Here is an 18,830-nt window from a genome sequence, read left to right as displayed (position 1 = left end):
TACTTCACCATGTTCATGTAGTCAATAAAATAGTTAAGTGATGCATCTGGATCATATCATTACCTATTATCTTTTTCAAAACTACCCTTTTGGTTATAATAAAAAGACACCTGCCTAATTAGATGCCTTTATTATAAACTTAAATATATTTGAAAATCTATGCTCTAAATCTAGGTTAATCCATACTTAATTACATTCTAATTTAACTTTTTATTATAATATTTTCCATAATTCCCATTCACTTTGTTTCCAATTATTTAATTTATTCAGATATTCTTCTTCTAAAACATAATCTTTAACAAATATTTTTTTATTTATCTCAATTACTTTTACTTGAATAAACTCTGGTAATGAGTTTATATTGTTTAAGTCAATTGGAATTCCAATTATATCTTCTAGCTCTGATTTAATTCTACTCCATTCTTCATATAAAATATCTTTATCGGTAAGTATTGCAATATCAATATCACTCTTATCGGTAAATTTTTCAGTATCAAAGGATCCAAAAATATAAGCACTCATAATATTTTCCTTATTATATAAATACTTTTTTATTTTATGAACAACTTCTTCCTTATCAAATTCTAATGAAAACTCTCCATTTAACATTTTCATCCCTCCATATTAAATAGTATATTAATATTATTTAATATGGTGTATACAATTACTCAAATAATTTTACATATTTATTTGTTGTTTAATCCACCATAAAAAAAGTATTAAGTTAATTTTAGCAATTAACTTAATACTTTATCTTCTGTTACAGTTTTTTTTATTTTACTGGTATAAGTAAGTCTTTCTCTAATATATGATTAACCAACCAATCATTTAAAAAAGTTAATAGTCCCATTATAGCTTCATCTTGATTTTTATCAATTTCATTAAAATTCACTTCATCTATTTTTTTAATAAACCCTATATGATCCATTTTTTGAGTAAATAATCTTTTATAATTTATACTCTCCATATAAGCTTCTTCTTCTGCAAAGTGATGAACTGTATATTCACGCAATTCTCCAATTATAGTTACTATTTTATCAAATTTATCATTAATATACTTGTCTTTTAGTAATTGGTAAGCTCTTTCTCCTATTTCAAAAAGTTTTTCATGCTCTACATCAATCTTTTTAATACCTGTTTTATACTCTTCCTTCATCTCAAACATTTATTAATACCTCCAATAAAATTATATCTTAAAGCTCAGAACTGTTTCATTAAGTTTTTGAGCAAGTTCTGCTTGGTTTTGTGCTGTTAATGCCACTTGTTCTATGGCTTTTGTAGTTTCATCCATATTTTCTTTTATTGTTACTGCTTCTTCACTTGATCGTTGCGCCTCTTTAGCCATATTTTGAACAGCTTCACTTACTTGTCCAACTGTAGCTGTAATCTCGTCAGTCATAGCTGCAATTTCATCCGACATTTTGCTTACAAAATCCGAATCATTATAATACTGATTTCCTGTTTCCCCATAGTCATCAAATTGTTTATCTACATCTATATTTATAAATTCTAACATCTCGCTACCTGTATCAATACTACTTTTAAATGCTTGTTGAACTTTAACAATGGTATCTTGAATATTTATTACTGCATGTGATGATTGTTCTGCAAGTTTTTTCACCTCGCCTGCTACCACTGCAAATCCTTTACCTTGATCCCCTGCTCTTGCAGCCTCTATTGCTGCATTCAATGCAAGTAAATTGGTTTGTGTTGCTATACTTCCAATTGTATCTGCCATAACTTTTATGCTATCTACTACTTTCCCATCATCAATAGCCTTTAACATTTTATTTTGTTTTTCTGAGTACACCTTTCGAGTTTCCTCCATAGCCTTTTGACTATTGTTCTTAACTTCTGTAGCTCTTTCTTTAGATTTATTTGCATTATTGCTTCCATCCATAGCTTTAGAAGAAAGTTCATTAATACTTGCATCTACTTCCTCAACAGATGCACTCATCTCCTCTGCGCTCGCACTAGATTCTTGCATACCTGAGGCTATATTATCTACTGCTTCATCTATAATTATAACTTTTGAAGATAATTCTTGAACTGTTGCTGAAAGTTCTTCTGAAGATGCACTCATATCCTGCGCGTTTTCCATAATTACTTTAACTAAGCTGCTTATATTTTCCTGTGCACTATTTAAAGCTAATGCAGTTTGTCCAAATTCATCTTTTCCTGTAATAATAATATGCTCAGAAAAATCATAAGAGGATATTCTCTCTGCTAAGTCTTTTATATTATTTAATGGATCCATTATATTCTTAATTAATATGTAAGCCATAAAAATTATAAATAGAAATGCTATAGCTGTATAAATTATAATTGCATTTTTAACTATATTAAACTGAGAAATATTATTTAAATTAGCTTGTTCTGCTGTTTTTATGTTAATAGTAATTAATTCATCTAATATATATAAAGTAGAAATTCTTATCGATTCTTCCTGTGTGCTATAAATTTTAACTGCTTCCTTATTATTTCCTGCTTTCATAAGTTCAATTATATTAGTTTTTAACTCTGTATATTTTATTAATTGATTTTCAAAATTACCATATGTTTTTTCCATTTGATTTTCTACTTCAATATTTAATTCTTCTGGTAGATCATAATATTCATCTAGTGTTTTATTAATTTTATCCGTTAAGTCATTATTAAGTTTCATATAATCATCTAATTGCGCCCCCTCTTTGCCATAAACAATTGCATCCATATTAGACCTAATTTCGTTTAAATATCCTTTAACATCTCCTAATTTTTTAATAGACATTAGATAATTACCGTAGATAGCCTCCGCCCCATTATTTATCTTTGAAGAACTTATTACGCTCTCTACTCCTATTGAAACAATGAAAATACAAATTACTGAAAATACTGATATAATTTTTTTCTTTACACTTAAGTTTATAAAAAACTTCATCCTTAGCGCTTCCCTTCTCTTGTTATAATATATTTTTGAATAACCTTGCATGAGCTTTTTAATTATAATTTTTTTTAATTTCTTATAATTTACATTTTAACAAAATATTATTTTTATCTCTGCCTTATACTATCGTCTTATCTAATTCTAATCTGAACTTAAATCCGCTTAATTTTTTTAATATTATTTAATAGATGTGCTAAATTAATATTTGTTGATCCTTAATTGAATATATTTTAAACGCCTTCATGATTAAACATTGGAATAAAACTTTCTGTGGCTGTTCCTTCTTCTTGTATAAATCCTTTTTTCACCCCTAGTTCTAAAGCATAATTTATAAGAGACTCATAATGCTTCTGATTTAAAGGTTTATTTATTTCTGGATATTCTTTTGCATTTCCTAAGGGAGTATATTGATTCATAATGCTTATATATACCCTATCTCCGTAATATTTATAAATATAATCTATTATCTTTTTCGAGTCAAATAATAAACCCGGTAGCATTAGATGTCTAATTATTACACCTTTTTTAATAATTCCATTTTCATCAAATACAACATTACCAACTTGATTTATCATTTCATCTATAGCATCCTTTGAATAGGTAAAATAATCTTTAGCTTTAGAGTATTTACTTGAATATTTACTATTAAAATATTTCATATCAGGAAGATATACATCTATGCATCCTTTAAGAAGCTTTATTGTTTCAACCTTTTCGTAGCCACTACTATTATATATTATTGGTATATTCAAACCTTTTTTCTTTGCAATTTTTAGTGCTTCTATAATTTGTGGCACATAGTGCGTAGGCGTAACTAGGTTTATATTTAATGCTCCCTTTTCTTGTAACTCTAAATATATTTCACCTAATCTCTCTATAGATATTTCTTTACCAAATTGGCATTGACTTATATCATAATTTTGACAAAACACACATTTTAAAGTGCAATGGGAGAAAAATATAGTTCCCGACCCCACTTCCCCTGAAATGCATGGCTCTTCCCAATTGTGAAGTGCTGCCCTTGCAACTCTAACTGTATATCCAGCTGCACAAAATCCTTTTTCCCCTTTCAATCTATTTACTCCACAATTTCTTGGACATAGCCTACAACTTTTTAACAAATCTATCATATAAACACCTCTTTAATGTTTCACTGTATTTTTTCTCTTTTATTTATTTTAGAATATCTTGTCGCTTAGAATAATCATAACACAATATGAACTTTTTCTATTCATAAAAATTTGTAATTATCTTTTAAATTAACTAAGGGATCCTAAAAAAAAAGTATGATAATCTTTTCAACAATCATAGATTTATCTATAAATAAAAAATTTGCCACCAGAGTATAACACTCGGTGGCAAATAGGTGGAATCTAAATTTAAATATATCTTTTAAAACGGAGTATAATAATTTCTCTGTTAAAGTTCAAATTATTTAAATACTTTAATACGCTCTTCTAACGGTTGAAACTGTTTTTCATCAGGTTGTGCTGTTGGTTTTCCAAATGGCATTTGTGCAATAAGTTTCCAGTTAGTTGATATATTCCATTCTTTTTTTATCTCTTCTTCAATAAGTTCATTGTAATGTTGTAAAGATACTCCGAAGCCCTCAATTTGTAATGCAGTCCAAATAACATATTGGTGCATTCCACTTGATTGCTGAGACCAAATTGGGAAATTATCCTTATAAAGAGCAAATTCTTTCTGAAGAGATTCAATTACACTATTATCTTCAAAGAATAAAACTGTACCATATCCATTACGGAATGAATTTATTTTATCCTCAATAGAACCAAATTGACCATCAGGAACTATCTTCCTTAAGGCTTCTTTTGTAATATCCCATAATTTATCGTGATGTTTTTCTAATAATAAAATTACTCTCGCGCTTTGAGAATTAAATGCTGATGGTGTGTTCTTTACAGCATGTTCAATAACTTCTCTAATTACCTCATCAGAAGTTACTGGTTCTTTACTAATTCCATAAAATGTTCGTCTATCTGCTACAGCAGTATAAAAATCCTTTTTCATATTATCATTTCCTCCAATTTTATATAAAATACTTCTTCTTATTATTTGCAAATATAAGTTATCTTATTCATCTTCATTCATTTGTAAAATTAAATAATCAATTATATATAGTCTACCCATATAATTTAATAAAATTTCACAAATTCATTAGTAGGCTTTCTATAACCTCTTATTTTGCTACTACTTTTGTCCGTTTTACCCATAGTAATCATGATAACTGGCACTTCGTTTTCTGGAATATTTAACAATTCGCTAATTTTATCTTTGTCAAAATATATCATTGGACATGTATCCCAGTCTTTATTCTTAGCTAATAGCATGAATAGCATTGCTGATAAAGATGCATTTCTAATAGCTTCATCATGCTGAAAACTTTCTCCCCAACCTTGATAAAGATTGTTAATAGTATCAATCATAATTTGGTATTCAATTTTATCAAGCATTCCCAACATCATTGAACCTTCATAAATTTTATCTGCTGATAAATAAGCATTCTTATCTCCTGTAACTATTATAGTTGCTGAAGCAGTTTTAATTTTATATTGTTTGAAAGAAGCCTCATAAACTTTATCTGTTAACTCTTTATCTTCTACAACATAGTATCTAGCATGTTGTAGATTAAATGCAGACGGTGCCAATGATAATTCTCTAAATATATCATTAAAATCTTCCTTAGGTATTGCAATATTTTCAATAAATTTATTAGCTGATCTTCTTTCCTTCACAATTTTTAAAAACTCATTCATTATATAATCTCCTCTTTTAAAATATTTTTGTTTTTTCTATTAAATTTTATCCTAAATATAATTAATATTCACTTTTCTTCATCTCTACAATAATAAAATGTGAAAGAATCTCTGGCTTTATTTTTATATTTTCTTCAACAATTTCCATGGCATCTCTTTGATTTAGAGTAATTCCATTAATATTTGATTTTCCTTCTATTTGAATTAAATAAGCTTGCCTACCTATCTCTACTGAATAATCTATTTCATTGTTCACTTCTAATTCTAATGCAAATATATTTACGTCCTGATTCACTTTTACATTTGCATCACCTTGATTGCTTGATATCATATGCAACCATTTATTCTTTCTTTCATCCCAGTCAAATCTATATTCGCCATAATTAGGGTTATGTCCTCTTTTATCAGGAAAGATCCATATTTGAAGAAGCCTTACTATGTTTTCGCCTAAATTATGCTCGCTGTGATGAATTCCTGTACCCGCACTCATATATTGAACATTTCCACGCTTTAATGTACTTTTATTACCCATACTATCAGCATGCGTTAATTCCCCATCAACTACATAAGATACAATCTCCATATCATGATGTGGGTGGGTGTCAAATCCTGTATGGGGATTAATTAAATCATCATTTATCACCCTTAATGATCCAAATCTCATATTATTTGGATTATAATACTCCGCAAACGAAAAATGGAATTTGCTTTTTAACCAACCCAGGTCGCTCGAACCCATTTTACTACTTTCTACTTTTTTTAACATCTTAAAACCTCCTTTCGTTAAATATTTTCTTAATTATTATCTGAATTCATATAATAATTTCATTATTTTATTTCCGTTTTTCATCCTTATCTCCTTCAAAAAATTTATCACTAATTAGTAATAATTCTTTAAAATATAAGGTGCACTTATTTATACACATGATAATTTCTTTAACCAAATTATCTATAACAACCGTCATATTCCCACCCGTAAAAAGGTTTTTATGTATTATATCACAAACTCTTAAATCTCCTTTATGATATAATATCTCAAGTACCGCAAACTGAGAAACTGTTAAACCTCATTCTTTGATGGTTCTGTACTCTCTTTTATGAATATTCTGAGTACATCTACTTAGTGCAATTAACGTTTTTAAGTTTGAATCATTCAATTCTCCATAAATATTTTTTTCTTTATTAATATTTATAATATATTACTAATTAGTAATATAGTCAATCATTTTTTAATTACCAGTGACTCTAGCTGATAATACTTTAATATATTTCAACAAGTTTTTAAACATCATAAAAATGTTGTAATTAATTAAAAAGCTATACATAAGGGTTTCTCATGCATAGCCTTATATCATAATACTATAATTATGATTTAGTAAGTTTCTAGAAATTATCCAATTATAAACTGTAAAATACTGAAGCCTTTAGTCCCGATCTTTTACTATCTTTGTGTGAAAATGTTTATATTTTTTTATCGGATCATAACTATGCCTAAAATTCTTTTTTATCAAACAAGTAAAATCCTGCTGTGAAGAAAATTAACCCATAGGCTAAAATCATTACTACTAAATTTGCAGATGATAATATTTTCCCGCTTGATAATAATTCAGAATACCAATTTAAGTGAGATGTGAAGCTAATATTATTAAGACCTGATATAAATAAAGCTAAGACCTTTATTCCCATAAAAATCAAAATACTACTTACTAATACTCCACTACTACTCTTAAAAAATTGGGCTATAAGAGATGTAAACAAAACTAAAATTAAAGCTGGAATAATATCTATTATATAACCTAAAATAATTATCCCCATGTTATCCATATTAAACTTTAAAAAGACTGATGCAATTATGGAAACTATAAGAATTACAATCAAATTAATCACAACATAAATTCCTATAGCAATATTTTTAGAAAGAAAAACCTTTAATCTACTTATTGGTCTTGAAAGAACAAGTTTCATAGTTTTATCTGCTACTTCACCAGAAAATATTTCTGCTGTAACCATAAAAATAAATAAAGGTAAAAAAACATTTGTCATAATGCTAAGTATCATTTGAGGATAACTTATGGAATCAAAAGCTATAAACATTAGCTTTGCTTTTATTGCTGAAAAGAAAAAAGCAGGTAAAAAACTTACTATTGCCATAATAATTAAAAAAACTACAATCTTTCTCTTTAGAAATAGTTTTTCTATTTCATTAATAACATTGCCCTTGAAATTATTCACGGTCTTTAGCCTCCTCTTGTATAGACTGCATATAAAAATCCTCTAAAGAATTATATTCATTTTTAATTTTATCAATGTCCTTACCATTATCAATAAGCTTTCCGTTATGAATTATTGCTATTCTGTTGCACATTATCTCAATTTCATGGACAAGATGACTAGAGATAAAAAAGGTTATCCCTTGTTCTTTTGAAAGTTTAGTTATCATGTTTCTCATTTGGACTGTACCTTCAATATCTAACCCATTTGTAGGTTCATCTAAAATTACTAGTTCTGGTTTAGATAAAAGTGCTAAAGCAAGCGATAGTCTTTGCTTCATTCCAAGTGAAAATTTACTTACTTTTTCTTTTTTAAACTCTTTAAGCTTAACTATATCAAGTATTTCATCAATATCAGTTTCTTTAATATCCTTATAAAATCTTGATGCTATTTTCAAATTATCATAAGCACTCATATACTCATAAGCTTCTGCAGTTTCAATTATTGATCCCACATTTTTTAATGCATCTTCAAATTGTGTTTTAATGTCAAACCCAAGTATTTTAATTTTCCCACTTTCAAAGGAGTTTAACCCTATAATTGACTTCATTACAGTAGTTTTTCCTGCTCCATTTGGACCAAGGAACCCAAAAACCTCTCCCTTGTAAACTTCAAAGGATATGTTTTTTATCCCTCTACCATTGTTATAAACCTTTGTTAATCCCTCTACTTCTATTACTTTTTTCAAGATATCCCCCCCAGTTATTTTATTTAATCTCCCTAAATAGAAATTGATCAAATTAATATTTGATCAATTTCATTGGTAAATATTTTTCAGTCAAATCTATCTTTTTTCAAACTTATCAGTAACTGTTTTTATCTGTTTTCCTGTTAAGTCTAATTTATCTGGAGTTGTGCTTCCTATTTTAGATAAATTTAAGTTTATATCAACAACTATTTGGTGCTCTTTTCCATCTGCATCTTTACCTGATAATACAACCTTAGCAACTTCTTTTGAAATTACATTGTTATTATCAATAACTGCTGATGAATTAACACTTTCAACCTTGATATCACTTACAAGCTGTGGAGCTATGTCTTTTAGACTTCCTAATTCTGATTTTTCGTTATGCATATCTATATTTTTCCCACCTGATAGAGCCATTGAAGCTACTGCATTAACTAGAGGTGTTATCTCTGTATTTTTAAGATTTAAAGTAACGTTTTTTGTACCATCTGAATTCTCATTTACAACAACATTATCTTTCATTGTTCCAACTAAAGTGTCAATTACAACTTCCATGCCTTTAACCATTTCAGGGTTTGCAACTTCTTCTCCATCTTTTTTATCCTTATTATCTCTTACTGTATATTCATTTGCTACACCTGTACTTTGTATACTTTTTCCATCCTGTCTATAACTTTCAATAGTTTTAGCTACCCCTGAAATATTTGTAGTTGCCACACTGCTAATATCCCCAGTGGTTTCATTTCTCTTTAAACTTTCAGTTAGATTCACCAAATTAGTTCCATTATCTGTTATAGAAGCTGTTATATCTGCCGTTTCATTTTTCACAGCAATAGTATCCCTAATTGATGTCTTATATGTTTCATAACTAGATAACTGAGCTGCACTTGTCATTGCCGTACTAAAAAGTAATGTTCCTCCAACCGTAAGACTAGTAAGCATTGTTATTGTTTTTTTATTCATAATTCTACCTCCAAAATTTAATATTAACTTTTATGTTTTTTTCTTTCTTTCATAAGTTACTTTATAGCTCTAAAATTAAAAACTCATTAAAATATTATTGGAATTTGATTAAATATTCTTTATTTTATAAGTTCTAACTTTTTCATTATAATTTTTTCAGCTTTATCATATATTTTGTAAATTTTAATTCTTAACATTGAATTATATAAATAATTTGTGATTATAACTATTGTATATGCAGCTATGATATCTAACGGATAATGATGACCTACATATATCCTTGAAAAACCTACAATAATTGATAATGTACTTAGAATTTTTCCAAGTAAGTTGTTATATTTCCCAAGCCCTAATGCAATACTCATAGTTCCAGTTGCATGATCACTTGGAAGAGAAGCATCTGCAACATGTGTACTTAGCAAGTTAACTTTATTATTAACAAATGGTCTGTCTACATAATATATACCTCCAATAATATAGCTTAGTATAAGATTCAGTGCTGTAAAAACAAATGTACTAAAAGCAATTTTTCTATAGTCAGAATTCTTTTTTGTAATCCCTAAAATAAATACTATTGCAGTAACTGCTATGAATATGTAAGGTGCATCTTTCGAAAAGAAAATCATTATTTTATCTAAATATATATTTTTATTTGCTAAATTATTTATTAATTTAAAAAGTTCTATATTCATTTTCAACTATCCTTTCTATAATATATTTTTATAAAAAAGCAATCTTTTCTATGCCTTATATTTGCTTTGTTTATTTTCACATTATCTATCCCTAAAATTAAAATTAGATTAAGAAATGTTCTTTCTTCTAAAATTTTAAAAAATAATAAGATGAAAGAGACATTCTCTTCCACCTTATTTTACTAAATTATTCATCTAAATTTAATGTAACAATTATTTTAGCATATTTACCTTCTTCACTTTCTACATCTATAGTTCCCTGATGCATATCTAAAATCCACTTTGCTATAGATAATCCAAGGCCTGTTCCACCCTTTTCTTTAACTCTTGACTTGTCAACAGTATAAAACCTGTCAAATATTTTTTCAATATCATCTTTTGGGATTCCAGTACCCATATCACTGACAGTTATTTTTACTTTCTTTCCCTGAATTTCTGAACTTATATCTATTGTACTTTGCTCTGGTGCAAATTTAATACTATTATCAATAAATATCCTAAGCATCTGTTTTAACATTCTGTAATCTGCAAATATACTTATAGTATCGTTTTTATCACTTGATATTATATGATCTGCATCTATTAACTTACTTTCCCTAACTACCTCACTTATAAGCTCATTTAGCAAAAATTCCTTTTTTTCTATTTCTTGAGTACCACTATCGCCTTTAGCAAGAAATAATAATTTTTCAACTAAATTTGCCATATTGGTAGCTTCTAATTTAATTGCATAAATTGATTTTTCTAAAGCTTCCCTATCATCTTTTCCCCATCTATCTAACAGATTGGCGTACCCTTGTATAACAGCAATCGGCGTTCTGAGTTCATGGGATGCATCTGCCACAAATTGCACTTGTCTATTAAATGAACCTTGAAGCCTACCTATCATTTTATTAAAAGTATCTCCTAATCTTTTAAGTTCATCATCTGGACCGTTTACTTCTATTCTTTCCTTTAAGTTATTAATGCTTATATTCTCAGCAATTTTAGTTATATTATCAATAGGCTTCAACATTTTTTTACTTATTATATAGCCTAATATAATCGAACTAATGATGCCTATAAAATCAGCTATTGCCATAAACATAAACAATACCTCAATAAAATTAATTTCGTTTTCTAAATCTTTTACTATTTGAATATATACTGTACCATAATCCTTACTTTCAATTTTAATGATTTTATATGCTAAATTTTGCCCATTTTTTTCTAAATGTTTTATTCTATCATACACCTGATTAGGTTTGATATCATAATTAAAGTCTCCTGATGTATTTAATACATTCCCATCTTCTTGTAATACTCTTACTGCTATGTTCTGCTTAGAAGGAATATCTGAAAGCAGTTCTTTATCTGATAAATCTAAATGCTCATTCTTTGGTGTAACATTATTTATCACTATTATTTTAACATCTTCTATTTGCTTATTTGCCTGACTATATAAGTGATATTTTACTCCATACAAAATTGAGGCATCTAATATCAGTAATAGTAATGAGAACATTAAAGCATAAACTATAGTTAATTTAACAGAAATTTTTGCACTTTTAATAATTTCAACAATTTTAAACTTCATAATTAATCACCATTAATAAAATATCCTACGCCTCTTATAGTAGTTATAAGCTTATCCTCAAATCCATCATCAATTTTAATGCGCAAATATCTTATAAATACATCAACTACATTTGTATGTCCTTCATATTCATAACCCCATATCTTCTCAATTAATTGATCCCTTGTAAGCACAATATTTTTGTTTATTAACAGTATTTCTAAAAGGTCATATTCCTTCTTGGTAAGTTCAATTTCCTTACCCTTCCTCTTAACCTTATGAGTTTTGTTATCCATAACAATATCTTTTACTTTTATTTCATCATTATTGCTTATAGATTTATTTCTTTCATACACCCTTATTCTTGCAAATAATTCTTCTATTGCAAATGGTTTTGTCAGATAATCATTTGCACCTACATCCAAACCTAAAACTTTGTCTGATATATCGCTTTTGGCAGTAAGCATAATGATAGGCACACTAGAAGATTGTCTTATCCTTCTGCAAACCTCAATTCCATTTAATCCAGGTATCATAATATCAAGAAGTATTAAATCATATTCCTTAGACTCTGATAAATTTAAACCTTCTCTTCCATCATAAGCTACATCAACGGTATATCCTTCATGATTTAATTCCATTTCAATAAACATTGCCATTTGCTTTTCATCTTCAACTAAAAGAATCTTAAAATTCTTCAAATTACCACCTTGCTTCCATAATATTCTTTACTATTTTTCAAGCTCCCTTATTTATCTATTTTAGTTTATATTTTAACTCCTTAATGATTACAATAATAGCTCTTATTGAATATAGTGAATGAGTTAACTAAATGCAGTTAATAATGATTCCAATGCCATTTTACATGCTTCAGCATCTTGATGTGTAGATCTTAGCTGTCTCAACACATTGTCTATGCAATTATCAACCTCTGTCCATTTTTTAGAGTTCATTGGTTTAAGTCGAGCTTTGGCATTATCCCATGAGTATTCCAAATCATTAACCCGTGTCTTAGCAGCTGTCAACTCTCCTGAGTTAACAAGACTTAGTGTATCTTCCGTAATTTTTTTGAAGCTAGATAAATCTCCCAGCGGTCCAAATTGCGAAATGTCTACTGAGGAACCTTCTTGTGGTGAACCTTGTGAAACAGAATTATTCACTTCATTTTGTAGCTTGGTATGTTGCCAATAATAGCCTGTTCCAGATGAAAGTACCAGTGCACTTACAACTACCACAACTTGCAAAAAAACAGAATACCTATTTGTGTCACTTATTGGTTTTGTTGATGGTCTAGCAACCAAATCTCGCTTGGTTACAGAAATAAAAACAACCGTCAGCAAAATTGCTGCAATAAATATTGCGCTTGTAAGGGTTGCACCTAATCCTAAACCGCCGTATTCTTGTGATTGTGAAAGGTAATCTCCTAATGAAGCCCCCAAAGGACGAGTCATAATATAAGCAGTCCAGAATGCTAGCACAGAATTAAGTCCGAATCTCCAAGCAACTGTAACGGAAATAATTACCGCACAAATTATTACACCTGTTATAAAATACCCTAGACCAAGACTCTCAGCCATTAAATCTCCAGCTGCCGTACCCAGTGCAAATGTGAAAAGAATTGTCAACCAGTAAAAGAATTCCCTCTGCTTGGTAAAAACTGAATGGATAGATAATGTTTTCTCTTTGGCATACCATATGGTAAATGTCAATATTAAGCCGACACTAAAAACTATAGTACTTACTTCAAGAGGTACACCCATGCTATCTGTTAGATTATCTGTAACAAGTGTTCCAAAGATACTTATTAATACTACTGTTAGCCAATAAATGCCTGGTATATATTTCTTAGCCTTAAACTGAAAGAAGAGCACCCCAATTAAAAATGCTCCCATTAAAATAGACGTACCAGCTAGTCCCAATCCAAGATTAACATTGAGGAAATCTGATGCAGTTTCACCAACTGTGGTACATAATATTTTTATAATCCAGAAATAAATAGTTACCTCTGGAACTTTATTTAATAAACTTTTAGTGTCTTTTGTTTTAATCATGTGCATTTTATCGTCTCCTTATTTTTAGACTATATATAAATAAAACATACTATTATATAATAACTTTATATGCTTTTTATTAAAACTCCATTAAAATTCCATTAGAATAGTATTAATAATGTGTATCGCAAACTATTTAAACACTTTTTTCATCACCAAGTTTTGATAGATTAAATATCGCAACTCATGTATACATTAGCTTTTCCTATTTCTATTTTTATACTCTTATTTGCAATAATAATATTATTATTTGTATTATTTATTCTTTATTTGAAGATGCCTTATTAACTTCTTACGCCTGTCATCTTAGCAGAGGGGTTTGCCTCTATCTATGAATTATTTTTTTACACTTATAACTTATTAAGTATTATATCAATAAAATAATGAAGATTGTCTAAATATTAATCATAAAAAAATAAAGGATATCCGTAAAATTATTTATAAAAAATGGAATAGAATATAATTTTTTAAAGAAAATAGAAGTCTCTAAGGAAGAAAAGATGTTGGTATTTGTACATGGTTCAGGATGTAACAAGAAGTTCTTTAAGTCATTAGCTAAGAAACTCAAAAAGTTTAACTGCTATCTATTAGATTTACCCAGACATTGAGGCTCTGATAATACAGGGTATAATGCTGATAATTATATTGAATCAATTAGCAAATTTGTATCTGAATTAGATAACGTAGTTTTAATTGGGCATTCTTTGGGTTGGCCTATTTGCTTAGGAGTTTCCTCTAAGAATATCCCAGCAGTAACAAGTTCAGTTATAATAAGTTCAGGTGCAAGTTTTCCAAAATTGGACAAGGCTTTTATGTCTAAAATTCATGAAGATAAAATAGATTTCCTTTATCTATTAAAATGCCTAGGGTCATTATTTAACCCAATAGTACAGAAGGCCTTAGCTTTAACTGACCCATTTCAGATTATTATTAATGATTTTCTTGTAGACGAATATATAAACGTAGAAAGCCAACTTGAGAATATATCTACTCCACCGTATGTTATCGTAGGTGGTGACGAGATACTTACACTTGTCGAATATTCAAAATTAATAGTTCACAAGGTAACTGATTCTAAATTGATTGTAGTTCCCCAAATAAGACATATTTTTCCACTAGTTAAAGCTACTTATATATCAAGGTTAGTGAAGGATTTTATAAAATAAAACTCTGATTAATTTTTACTTTCAATGAGACATAGCCTTGTGTTAACAAAACTAAGGGAAAATAAATAAAATAAAAGGACTAAGGGATTTCTCCCTCAATCCTTACTTGATTCAATCATATAGCTTTCTTTTTTAAGAGCTTAATTGATATCACAACCTTCGACCTCTTCGTACTGGATCACCATCATTTTGTAAAACCTTTTTGAAGTTAGTTTGAGTTTTTTAGGTTATATTACTTTCTTTTAAGTTTAACAACACACTCAATATGTGGAGTATGAGGGAACATATCAACTGGTTGAATTTTCCCTACTTTAAATCCTTTTTCTGTTAATATTTTTAAATCTCTAGCCAATGTACTTGGATCACAAGATATATATACTACGTTCTTTGGTTTTGCTTCAGCTATTGCTTCTAATAGTTTTATATCGCAGCCCTTTCTTGGTGGGTCTACTACTATTGTATCTGGTTTAACCCCTTGATCTAATAGCTCTTGGATTTTTTCTTCTGCTGTACCAACTAAGAATTCTGCATTATATATTTTGTTTTCTTTTGCATTTTCAATTGCGTTTTCAATTGCTTCTGGTACAATTTCAACTCCGTAAACCTTCTTAGCCTTTTGTCCTAGGAATAATGTTATTGTTCCTGTACCACAATAAGCATCAAATACTGTTTCTTTACCTGTTAAAGCTGCATATTTTAAAGCTGTTGAATATAACACTTCTGTTTGAACAGGATTTATTTGGAAAAATGATACTGGTGATATATTAAATTTAAATTCATCTATATAATCTGTTATTTTTTCTGCTCCCCATATAGTTCTAAAATCTGTTCCTAAAACTACGTTTGTATCTTTAGAGTTAATATTATGAACTATACTTTTTATTCCATCTATATTATCTCTAATATTAGCTATAAATTCGTTTATATGTGGAACCGTCTTTTTAATAGTTACAAGAACTACCATTACTTCATTAGTCTTGAACCCTTTACGTATCATTATATGTTTTACTAATCCTTTAGGATCAAATATCCCATCTGTTGTAGCTGGTAGTATTTTATATTTTTCCATCCATGATCTTGTAATTGCTGCAACTTTATCTGCAATTTCATCTTGAATTAAGCACTTATTTATATCAATTATGTTATGGCTTCTTGTTGCATAGAATCCTATTGCTAGTTTTCCTTTAACCATTCCTACTGGAAGTTGAACCTTATTTCTATATCTTGATGGTGTTTCCATACCAATTGGATATTGAACTAAATCTGTAGTTAGTCCTGCTATTTTATGCATGCAATCCTTAACTCTATCAAACTTAAAGTCTAATTGATTTTTGTAATTCATATGTTGTATTGAACAACCACCACATCTCTTAGCATTTTCACACTCTGGAGTTACTCTTTCTTCTGAAGGTTCTATTATTTCTAATAATTTTCCAAACCCAAAATTTTTGTTAGCCTTAATAGCTAAAATTTTTACTTTTTCTCCTGTAAGAGCTCCTTGAATAAAAATCGGGTAAGAATCTATTTTTGCTATTCCTTCCCCTTCATAACCTTGACCTACTATGTCTAATATGTATTCTTTATTTTTTTCTATCAAATTTATCACCTATATTTTCATATATTTTTAATTATTCTTACTTACCCCTTATTATATCATAAATTTTCATTATATTGTTTAAGGGACGTGAAAATAAATAACAAGCCTAATATGCTTCAATAAATGTCTCACAACAAATTCCTGATCTACCATTATTAAAACTCTGAACAACATTAATATTTTGAGCAGTACAATTTCCAAGTGAGTTATGATAACAAGATTTCACGTCACAATAAATTCTAGTTTCTACTTGAGTACTAGAGCTGCTATTAAATATTTGTTTTAATTCTCCAAAGTAGTTTAAACTACTTAAATTAGATAGAGAATTCTTAAAACTATTTTCTCTAAAGGTGCAACAACAAGTATCTTTACTTGTATGAGAGTCTCCTCCTACAATATTTACATTTTCAGCGTTACATACTTTTGAATTATTATTAATACATTTGCTTACATTACATCTTAGACTTATCATAAAATTATCACACCTTTTTATATTTTATACTTATTATCTTCATAAAGGTGGTATTTTATGCAAAAAAAGAGCACCCGAAGGTGCAGGTTCAGAATCAGTTGCCACTTAATCCCTAACTAGTATTATTCTCATTATAATACATAATATACATTATATATAACATTTAAGCATATAATTGTTAATTTTTTGTTAACAATTAATTTTGTCTTTATATTTAAAAATAAAAAGATGCCCTAAAGCATCTTTTATAACTATTATTATTCTACTACTGCTACACTTAAAAGATTAGTTGATCCAACATGACCAACACCGGCAGCAACTACCACTGTTTCTCCTGCTGTAACAAATCCATTTTCTTGTGCTACTTTAACTGATCTTTCTATTATTTCATCAGTTGACTTCATTTCTTGTGCAACTATTGGGTAAACACCTGAGTATAATGCTAATGACTTAGCAACTCTTTCGTTAGGTGTTACTGCAATTATTGGACAATCTGGTCTGCATTGTGAAATTCTCATTGCAGTTGCACCACTTTGTGTTGATGAAATTATAGCTGAAGCTTTTAATTCATTAGCAGCATTACATGCTCCTCTTGAAATAACTCCTGCAATAGCAGGTATATGCTTTTTAGATTTTGAAACTGAAACTTCATAGCTTAATTGCTTTTCAGCTTCTAATGCTATTTTAGCCATAGTTTGTACTGATTCTACTGGCCAATCTCCGTTAGCTGATTCTCCAGATAACATTATTGCATCTGTTCCATCCATTATAGCGTTAGCTACATCTGAAACTTCAGCTCTTGTTGGTCTTGGATTTCTCATCATTGAATCTAACATTTGAGTAGCTGTTATAACTGCTTTACCAGCTTCATTACATTTTGAAATTATCATCTTTTGAACTGCTGGTAAGTTTTCCATTGGTATTTCTACTCCAAGATCTCCTCTAGCTACCATTATTCCGTCTGATGCTTCTATTATAGAATCTATGTTATCAACACCCTCTTGATTTTCTATCTTAGAGAATATTTGAATATCTGTTCCACCATTTTCTACTAAAATTGCTCTTATAGCTTTAACATCAGCTGCTTTTCTTATAAATGAAGCTGCTACTAAATTAACACCCATTTCACAACCAAATATAAGATCTGATTTATCTTTTTCAGTTAAAGCTGGTAATTTGATTGAAACTCCAGGAACGTTAACACCCTTATGAGTTGCTACAAATCCAGTGTTTTGTACTGTACATTTAATTGCATTTCCACTAATGCTTACTACTGTTAATCCAACTAAACCATCATCTATTAATATAGTGTTTCCAGGCTTAACATCATTAGCTAATCCTTCGTAAGTTACTGAGCATTTAGTTGTATCTCCAATAACATCTCCACCAGCATATACTGTGAATTCAGTTCCTACTTGTAATTCAACCTTTTTAGGATCAAATTTACCAGTTCTGATTTCTGGTCCTTTAGTATCTAACATTACACCAATATGGTTATTCTTTTCTTTAGCTAATCTTTGTACCATTTCAATTCTAGTTTTGTGTTCTGCGTGGTCTCCATGTGAGAAGTTATGTCTTGATACGTTCATACCTGCTTCTATTATTTGTGATAATATAGCATCAGTTTCACTTGCTGGACCTACTGTACAAATCATCTTAGTTTTTCTCATGT

Annotated in this window: 18 protein-coding genes; 1 reads left to right on the top strand and 17 read right to left on the bottom strand. The window is 28.9% G+C overall.

What is annotated here, in order from left to right; translation table 11 throughout:
- Positions 1–213: 213 nt before the first annotated feature.
- The 14 genes from mntA to J1C67_RS07635 all read right to left on the bottom strand — a co-directional run bounded on the left by mntA (position 214) and on the right by J1C67_RS07635 (position 13,929).
- A complete protein-coding gene (gene mntA, locus J1C67_RS07700) occupies positions 214–609 on the bottom strand; it encodes a type VII toxin-antitoxin system MntA family adenylyltransferase antitoxin (protein ID WP_167866005.1) in 396 nt (131 codons plus the stop codon).
- A 163-nt stretch (positions 610–772) separates the two neighbouring features.
- Complete coding sequence (locus J1C67_RS07695) at positions 773–1,165, bottom strand: bacteriohemerythrin (protein WP_089967283.1); 393 nt, start codon at positions 1,163–1,165, stop codon at positions 773–775.
- A 21-nt stretch (positions 1,166–1,186) separates the two neighbouring features.
- On the bottom strand, positions 1,187–2,920 hold the full coding sequence (locus J1C67_RS07690) for a methyl-accepting chemotaxis protein (protein WP_167866006.1): 1,734 nt from the start codon (positions 2,918–2,920) through the stop codon (positions 1,187–1,189).
- Positions 2,921–3,156: 236 nt separating this feature from the next.
- Positions 3,157–4,056, bottom strand: a complete 900-nt coding sequence (locus J1C67_RS07685) for a radical SAM protein (RefSeq protein ID WP_207253575.1) — start codon at positions 4,054–4,056, stop codon at positions 3,157–3,159.
- Between the two features lie 301 nt (positions 4,057–4,357).
- Entirely contained in the window at positions 4,358–4,957 is a 600-nt protein-coding gene (locus J1C67_RS07680) for a nitroreductase family protein (RefSeq protein WP_167866007.1), read from the bottom strand.
- 125 nt (positions 4,958–5,082) lie between these two features.
- Positions 5,083–5,703: a nitroreductase family protein gene (locus J1C67_RS07675; RefSeq protein WP_167866008.1), complete on the bottom strand. Its 621-nt coding sequence runs from the start codon at positions 5,701–5,703 to the stop codon at positions 5,083–5,085.
- Positions 5,704–5,764: 61 nt separating this feature from the next.
- Positions 5,765–6,469, bottom strand: a complete 705-nt coding sequence (locus J1C67_RS07670) for a pirin family protein (RefSeq protein ID WP_167866009.1) — start codon at positions 6,467–6,469, stop codon at positions 5,765–5,767.
- 725 nt (positions 6,470–7,194) lie between these two features.
- A complete protein-coding gene (locus J1C67_RS07665; RefSeq protein WP_167866010.1) occupies positions 7,195–7,935 on the bottom strand; it encodes an ABC transporter permease subunit in 741 nt (246 codons plus the stop codon).
- Positions 7,928–8,662: an ABC transporter ATP-binding protein gene (locus tag J1C67_RS07660; RefSeq protein WP_167866011.1), complete on the bottom strand. Its 735-nt coding sequence runs from the start codon at positions 8,660–8,662 to the stop codon at positions 7,928–7,930. The genes J1C67_RS07665 and J1C67_RS07660 overlap by 8 nt, the downstream gene beginning before the upstream one ends.
- A 96-nt stretch (positions 8,663–8,758) precedes the next feature.
- A complete protein-coding gene (locus J1C67_RS07655) occupies positions 8,759–9,625 on the bottom strand; it encodes a hypothetical protein (RefSeq protein ID WP_167866012.1) in 867 nt (288 codons plus the stop codon).
- A 119-nt stretch (positions 9,626–9,744) separates the two neighbouring features.
- A complete protein-coding gene (locus tag J1C67_RS07650) occupies positions 9,745–10,317 on the bottom strand; it encodes an undecaprenyl-diphosphatase (RefSeq protein ID WP_167866013.1) in 573 nt (190 codons plus the stop codon).
- A gap of 187 nt (positions 10,318–10,504) precedes the next feature.
- Positions 10,505–11,893, bottom strand: a complete 1,389-nt coding sequence (locus J1C67_RS07645) for a sensor histidine kinase (RefSeq protein ID WP_167866014.1) — start codon at positions 11,891–11,893, stop codon at positions 10,505–10,507.
- 2 nt (positions 11,894–11,895) lie between these two features.
- Positions 11,896–12,573, bottom strand: a complete 678-nt coding sequence (locus J1C67_RS07640; protein WP_167866015.1) for a response regulator transcription factor — start codon at positions 12,571–12,573, stop codon at positions 11,896–11,898.
- A gap of 123 nt (positions 12,574–12,696) precedes the next feature.
- Positions 12,697–13,929, bottom strand: coding sequence for a COG4705 family protein (locus tag J1C67_RS07635; protein ID WP_243176705.1), 1,233 nt, complete (start codon positions 13,927–13,929; stop codon positions 12,697–12,699).
- Positions 13,930–14,627: 698 nt separating this feature from the next.
- On the opposite strand from J1C67_RS07635, the gene J1C67_RS07630 reads away from it, so the two are divergent.
- Entirely contained in the window at positions 14,628–15,089 is a 462-nt protein-coding gene (locus tag J1C67_RS07630; protein WP_167866016.1) for an alpha/beta fold hydrolase, read from the top strand.
- A 232-nt stretch (positions 15,090–15,321) separates the two neighbouring features.
- Here J1C67_RS07630 and rlmD read toward each other — a convergent pair whose 3' ends face one another.
- From rlmD to pyk, 3 genes are all read right to left on the bottom strand, one after another.
- Positions 15,322–16,686: a 23S rRNA (uracil(1939)-C(5))-methyltransferase RlmD gene (gene rlmD / locus J1C67_RS07625; RefSeq protein WP_167866017.1), complete on the bottom strand. Its 1,365-nt coding sequence runs from the start codon at positions 16,684–16,686 to the stop codon at positions 15,322–15,324.
- Between the two features lie 106 nt (positions 16,687–16,792).
- The gene (locus tag J1C67_RS07620) at positions 16,793–17,158 is read right to left on the bottom strand and encodes a DUF1540 domain-containing protein (protein ID WP_167866018.1); all 366 of its coding nucleotides are present in this window, start codon (positions 17,156–17,158) and stop codon (positions 16,793–16,795) included.
- A 257-nt stretch (positions 17,159–17,415) separates the two neighbouring features.
- Positions 17,416–18,828, bottom strand: coding sequence for a pyruvate kinase (pyk, locus tag J1C67_RS07615; RefSeq protein ID WP_167866019.1), 1,413 nt, complete (start codon positions 18,826–18,828; stop codon positions 17,416–17,418).
- Between the last annotated feature and the right edge of the window lie 2 nt (positions 18,829–18,830).

Origin of the sequence: Clostridium gasigenes (assembly GCF_017348895.1) — a bacterium.
In the GTDB taxonomy this organism is placed as follows: domain Bacteria; phylum Bacillota; class Clostridia; order Clostridiales; family Clostridiaceae; genus Clostridium; species Clostridium gasigenes.
Note: the sequence above shows the minus strand (reverse complement) of the source record. Positions and strands in the feature narration are given on the sequence as shown.

What these genes read in the sequence shown, in the direction of transcription:
- mntA (WP_167866005.1), bottom strand. Translation starts at nt 609, where the DNA reads ATGTTAAATGGAGAGTTTTCATTAGAATTTGATAAGGAAGAAGTTGTT.
- J1C67_RS07695 (WP_089967283.1), bottom strand. Translation starts at nt 1,165, where the DNA reads ATGTTTGAGATGAAGGAAGAGTATAAAACAGGTATTAAAAAGATTGAT.
- J1C67_RS07690 (WP_167866006.1), bottom strand. Translation starts at nt 2,920, where the DNA reads ATGAAGTTTTTTATAAACTTAAGTGTAAAGAAAAAAATTATATCAGTA.
- J1C67_RS07685 (WP_207253575.1), bottom strand. Translation starts at nt 4,056, where the DNA reads ATGATAGATTTGTTAAAAAGTTGTAGGCTATGTCCAAGAAATTGTGGA.
- J1C67_RS07680 (WP_167866007.1), bottom strand. Translation starts at nt 4,957, where the DNA reads ATGAAAAAGGATTTTTATACTGCTGTAGCAGATAGACGAACATTTTAT.
- J1C67_RS07675 (WP_167866008.1), bottom strand. Translation starts at nt 5,703, where the DNA reads ATGAATGAGTTTTTAAAAATTGTGAAGGAAAGAAGATCAGCTAATAAA.
- J1C67_RS07670 (WP_167866009.1), bottom strand. Translation starts at nt 6,469, where the DNA reads ATGTTAAAAAAAGTAGAAAGTAGTAAAATGGGTTCGAGCGACCTGGGT.
- J1C67_RS07655 (WP_167866012.1), bottom strand. Translation starts at nt 9,625, where the DNA reads ATGAATAAAAAAACAATAACAATGCTTACTAGTCTTACGGTTGGAGGA.
- J1C67_RS07650 (WP_167866013.1), bottom strand. Translation starts at nt 10,317, where the DNA reads ATGAATATAGAACTTTTTAAATTAATAAATAATTTAGCAAATAAAAAT.
- J1C67_RS07645 (WP_167866014.1), bottom strand. Translation starts at nt 11,893, where the DNA reads ATGAAGTTTAAAATTGTTGAAATTATTAAAAGTGCAAAAATTTCTGTT.
- J1C67_RS07635 (WP_243176705.1), bottom strand. Translation starts at nt 13,929, where the DNA reads ATGCACATGATTAAAACAAAAGACACTAAAAGTTTATTAAATAAAGTT.
- J1C67_RS07620 (WP_167866018.1), bottom strand. Translation starts at nt 17,158, where the DNA reads ATGATAAGTCTAAGATGTAATGTAAGCAAATGTATTAATAATAATTCA.
- pyk (WP_167866019.1), bottom strand. Translation starts at nt 18,828, where the DNA reads ATGAGAAAAACTAAGATGATTTGTACAGTAGGTCCAGCAAGTGAAACT.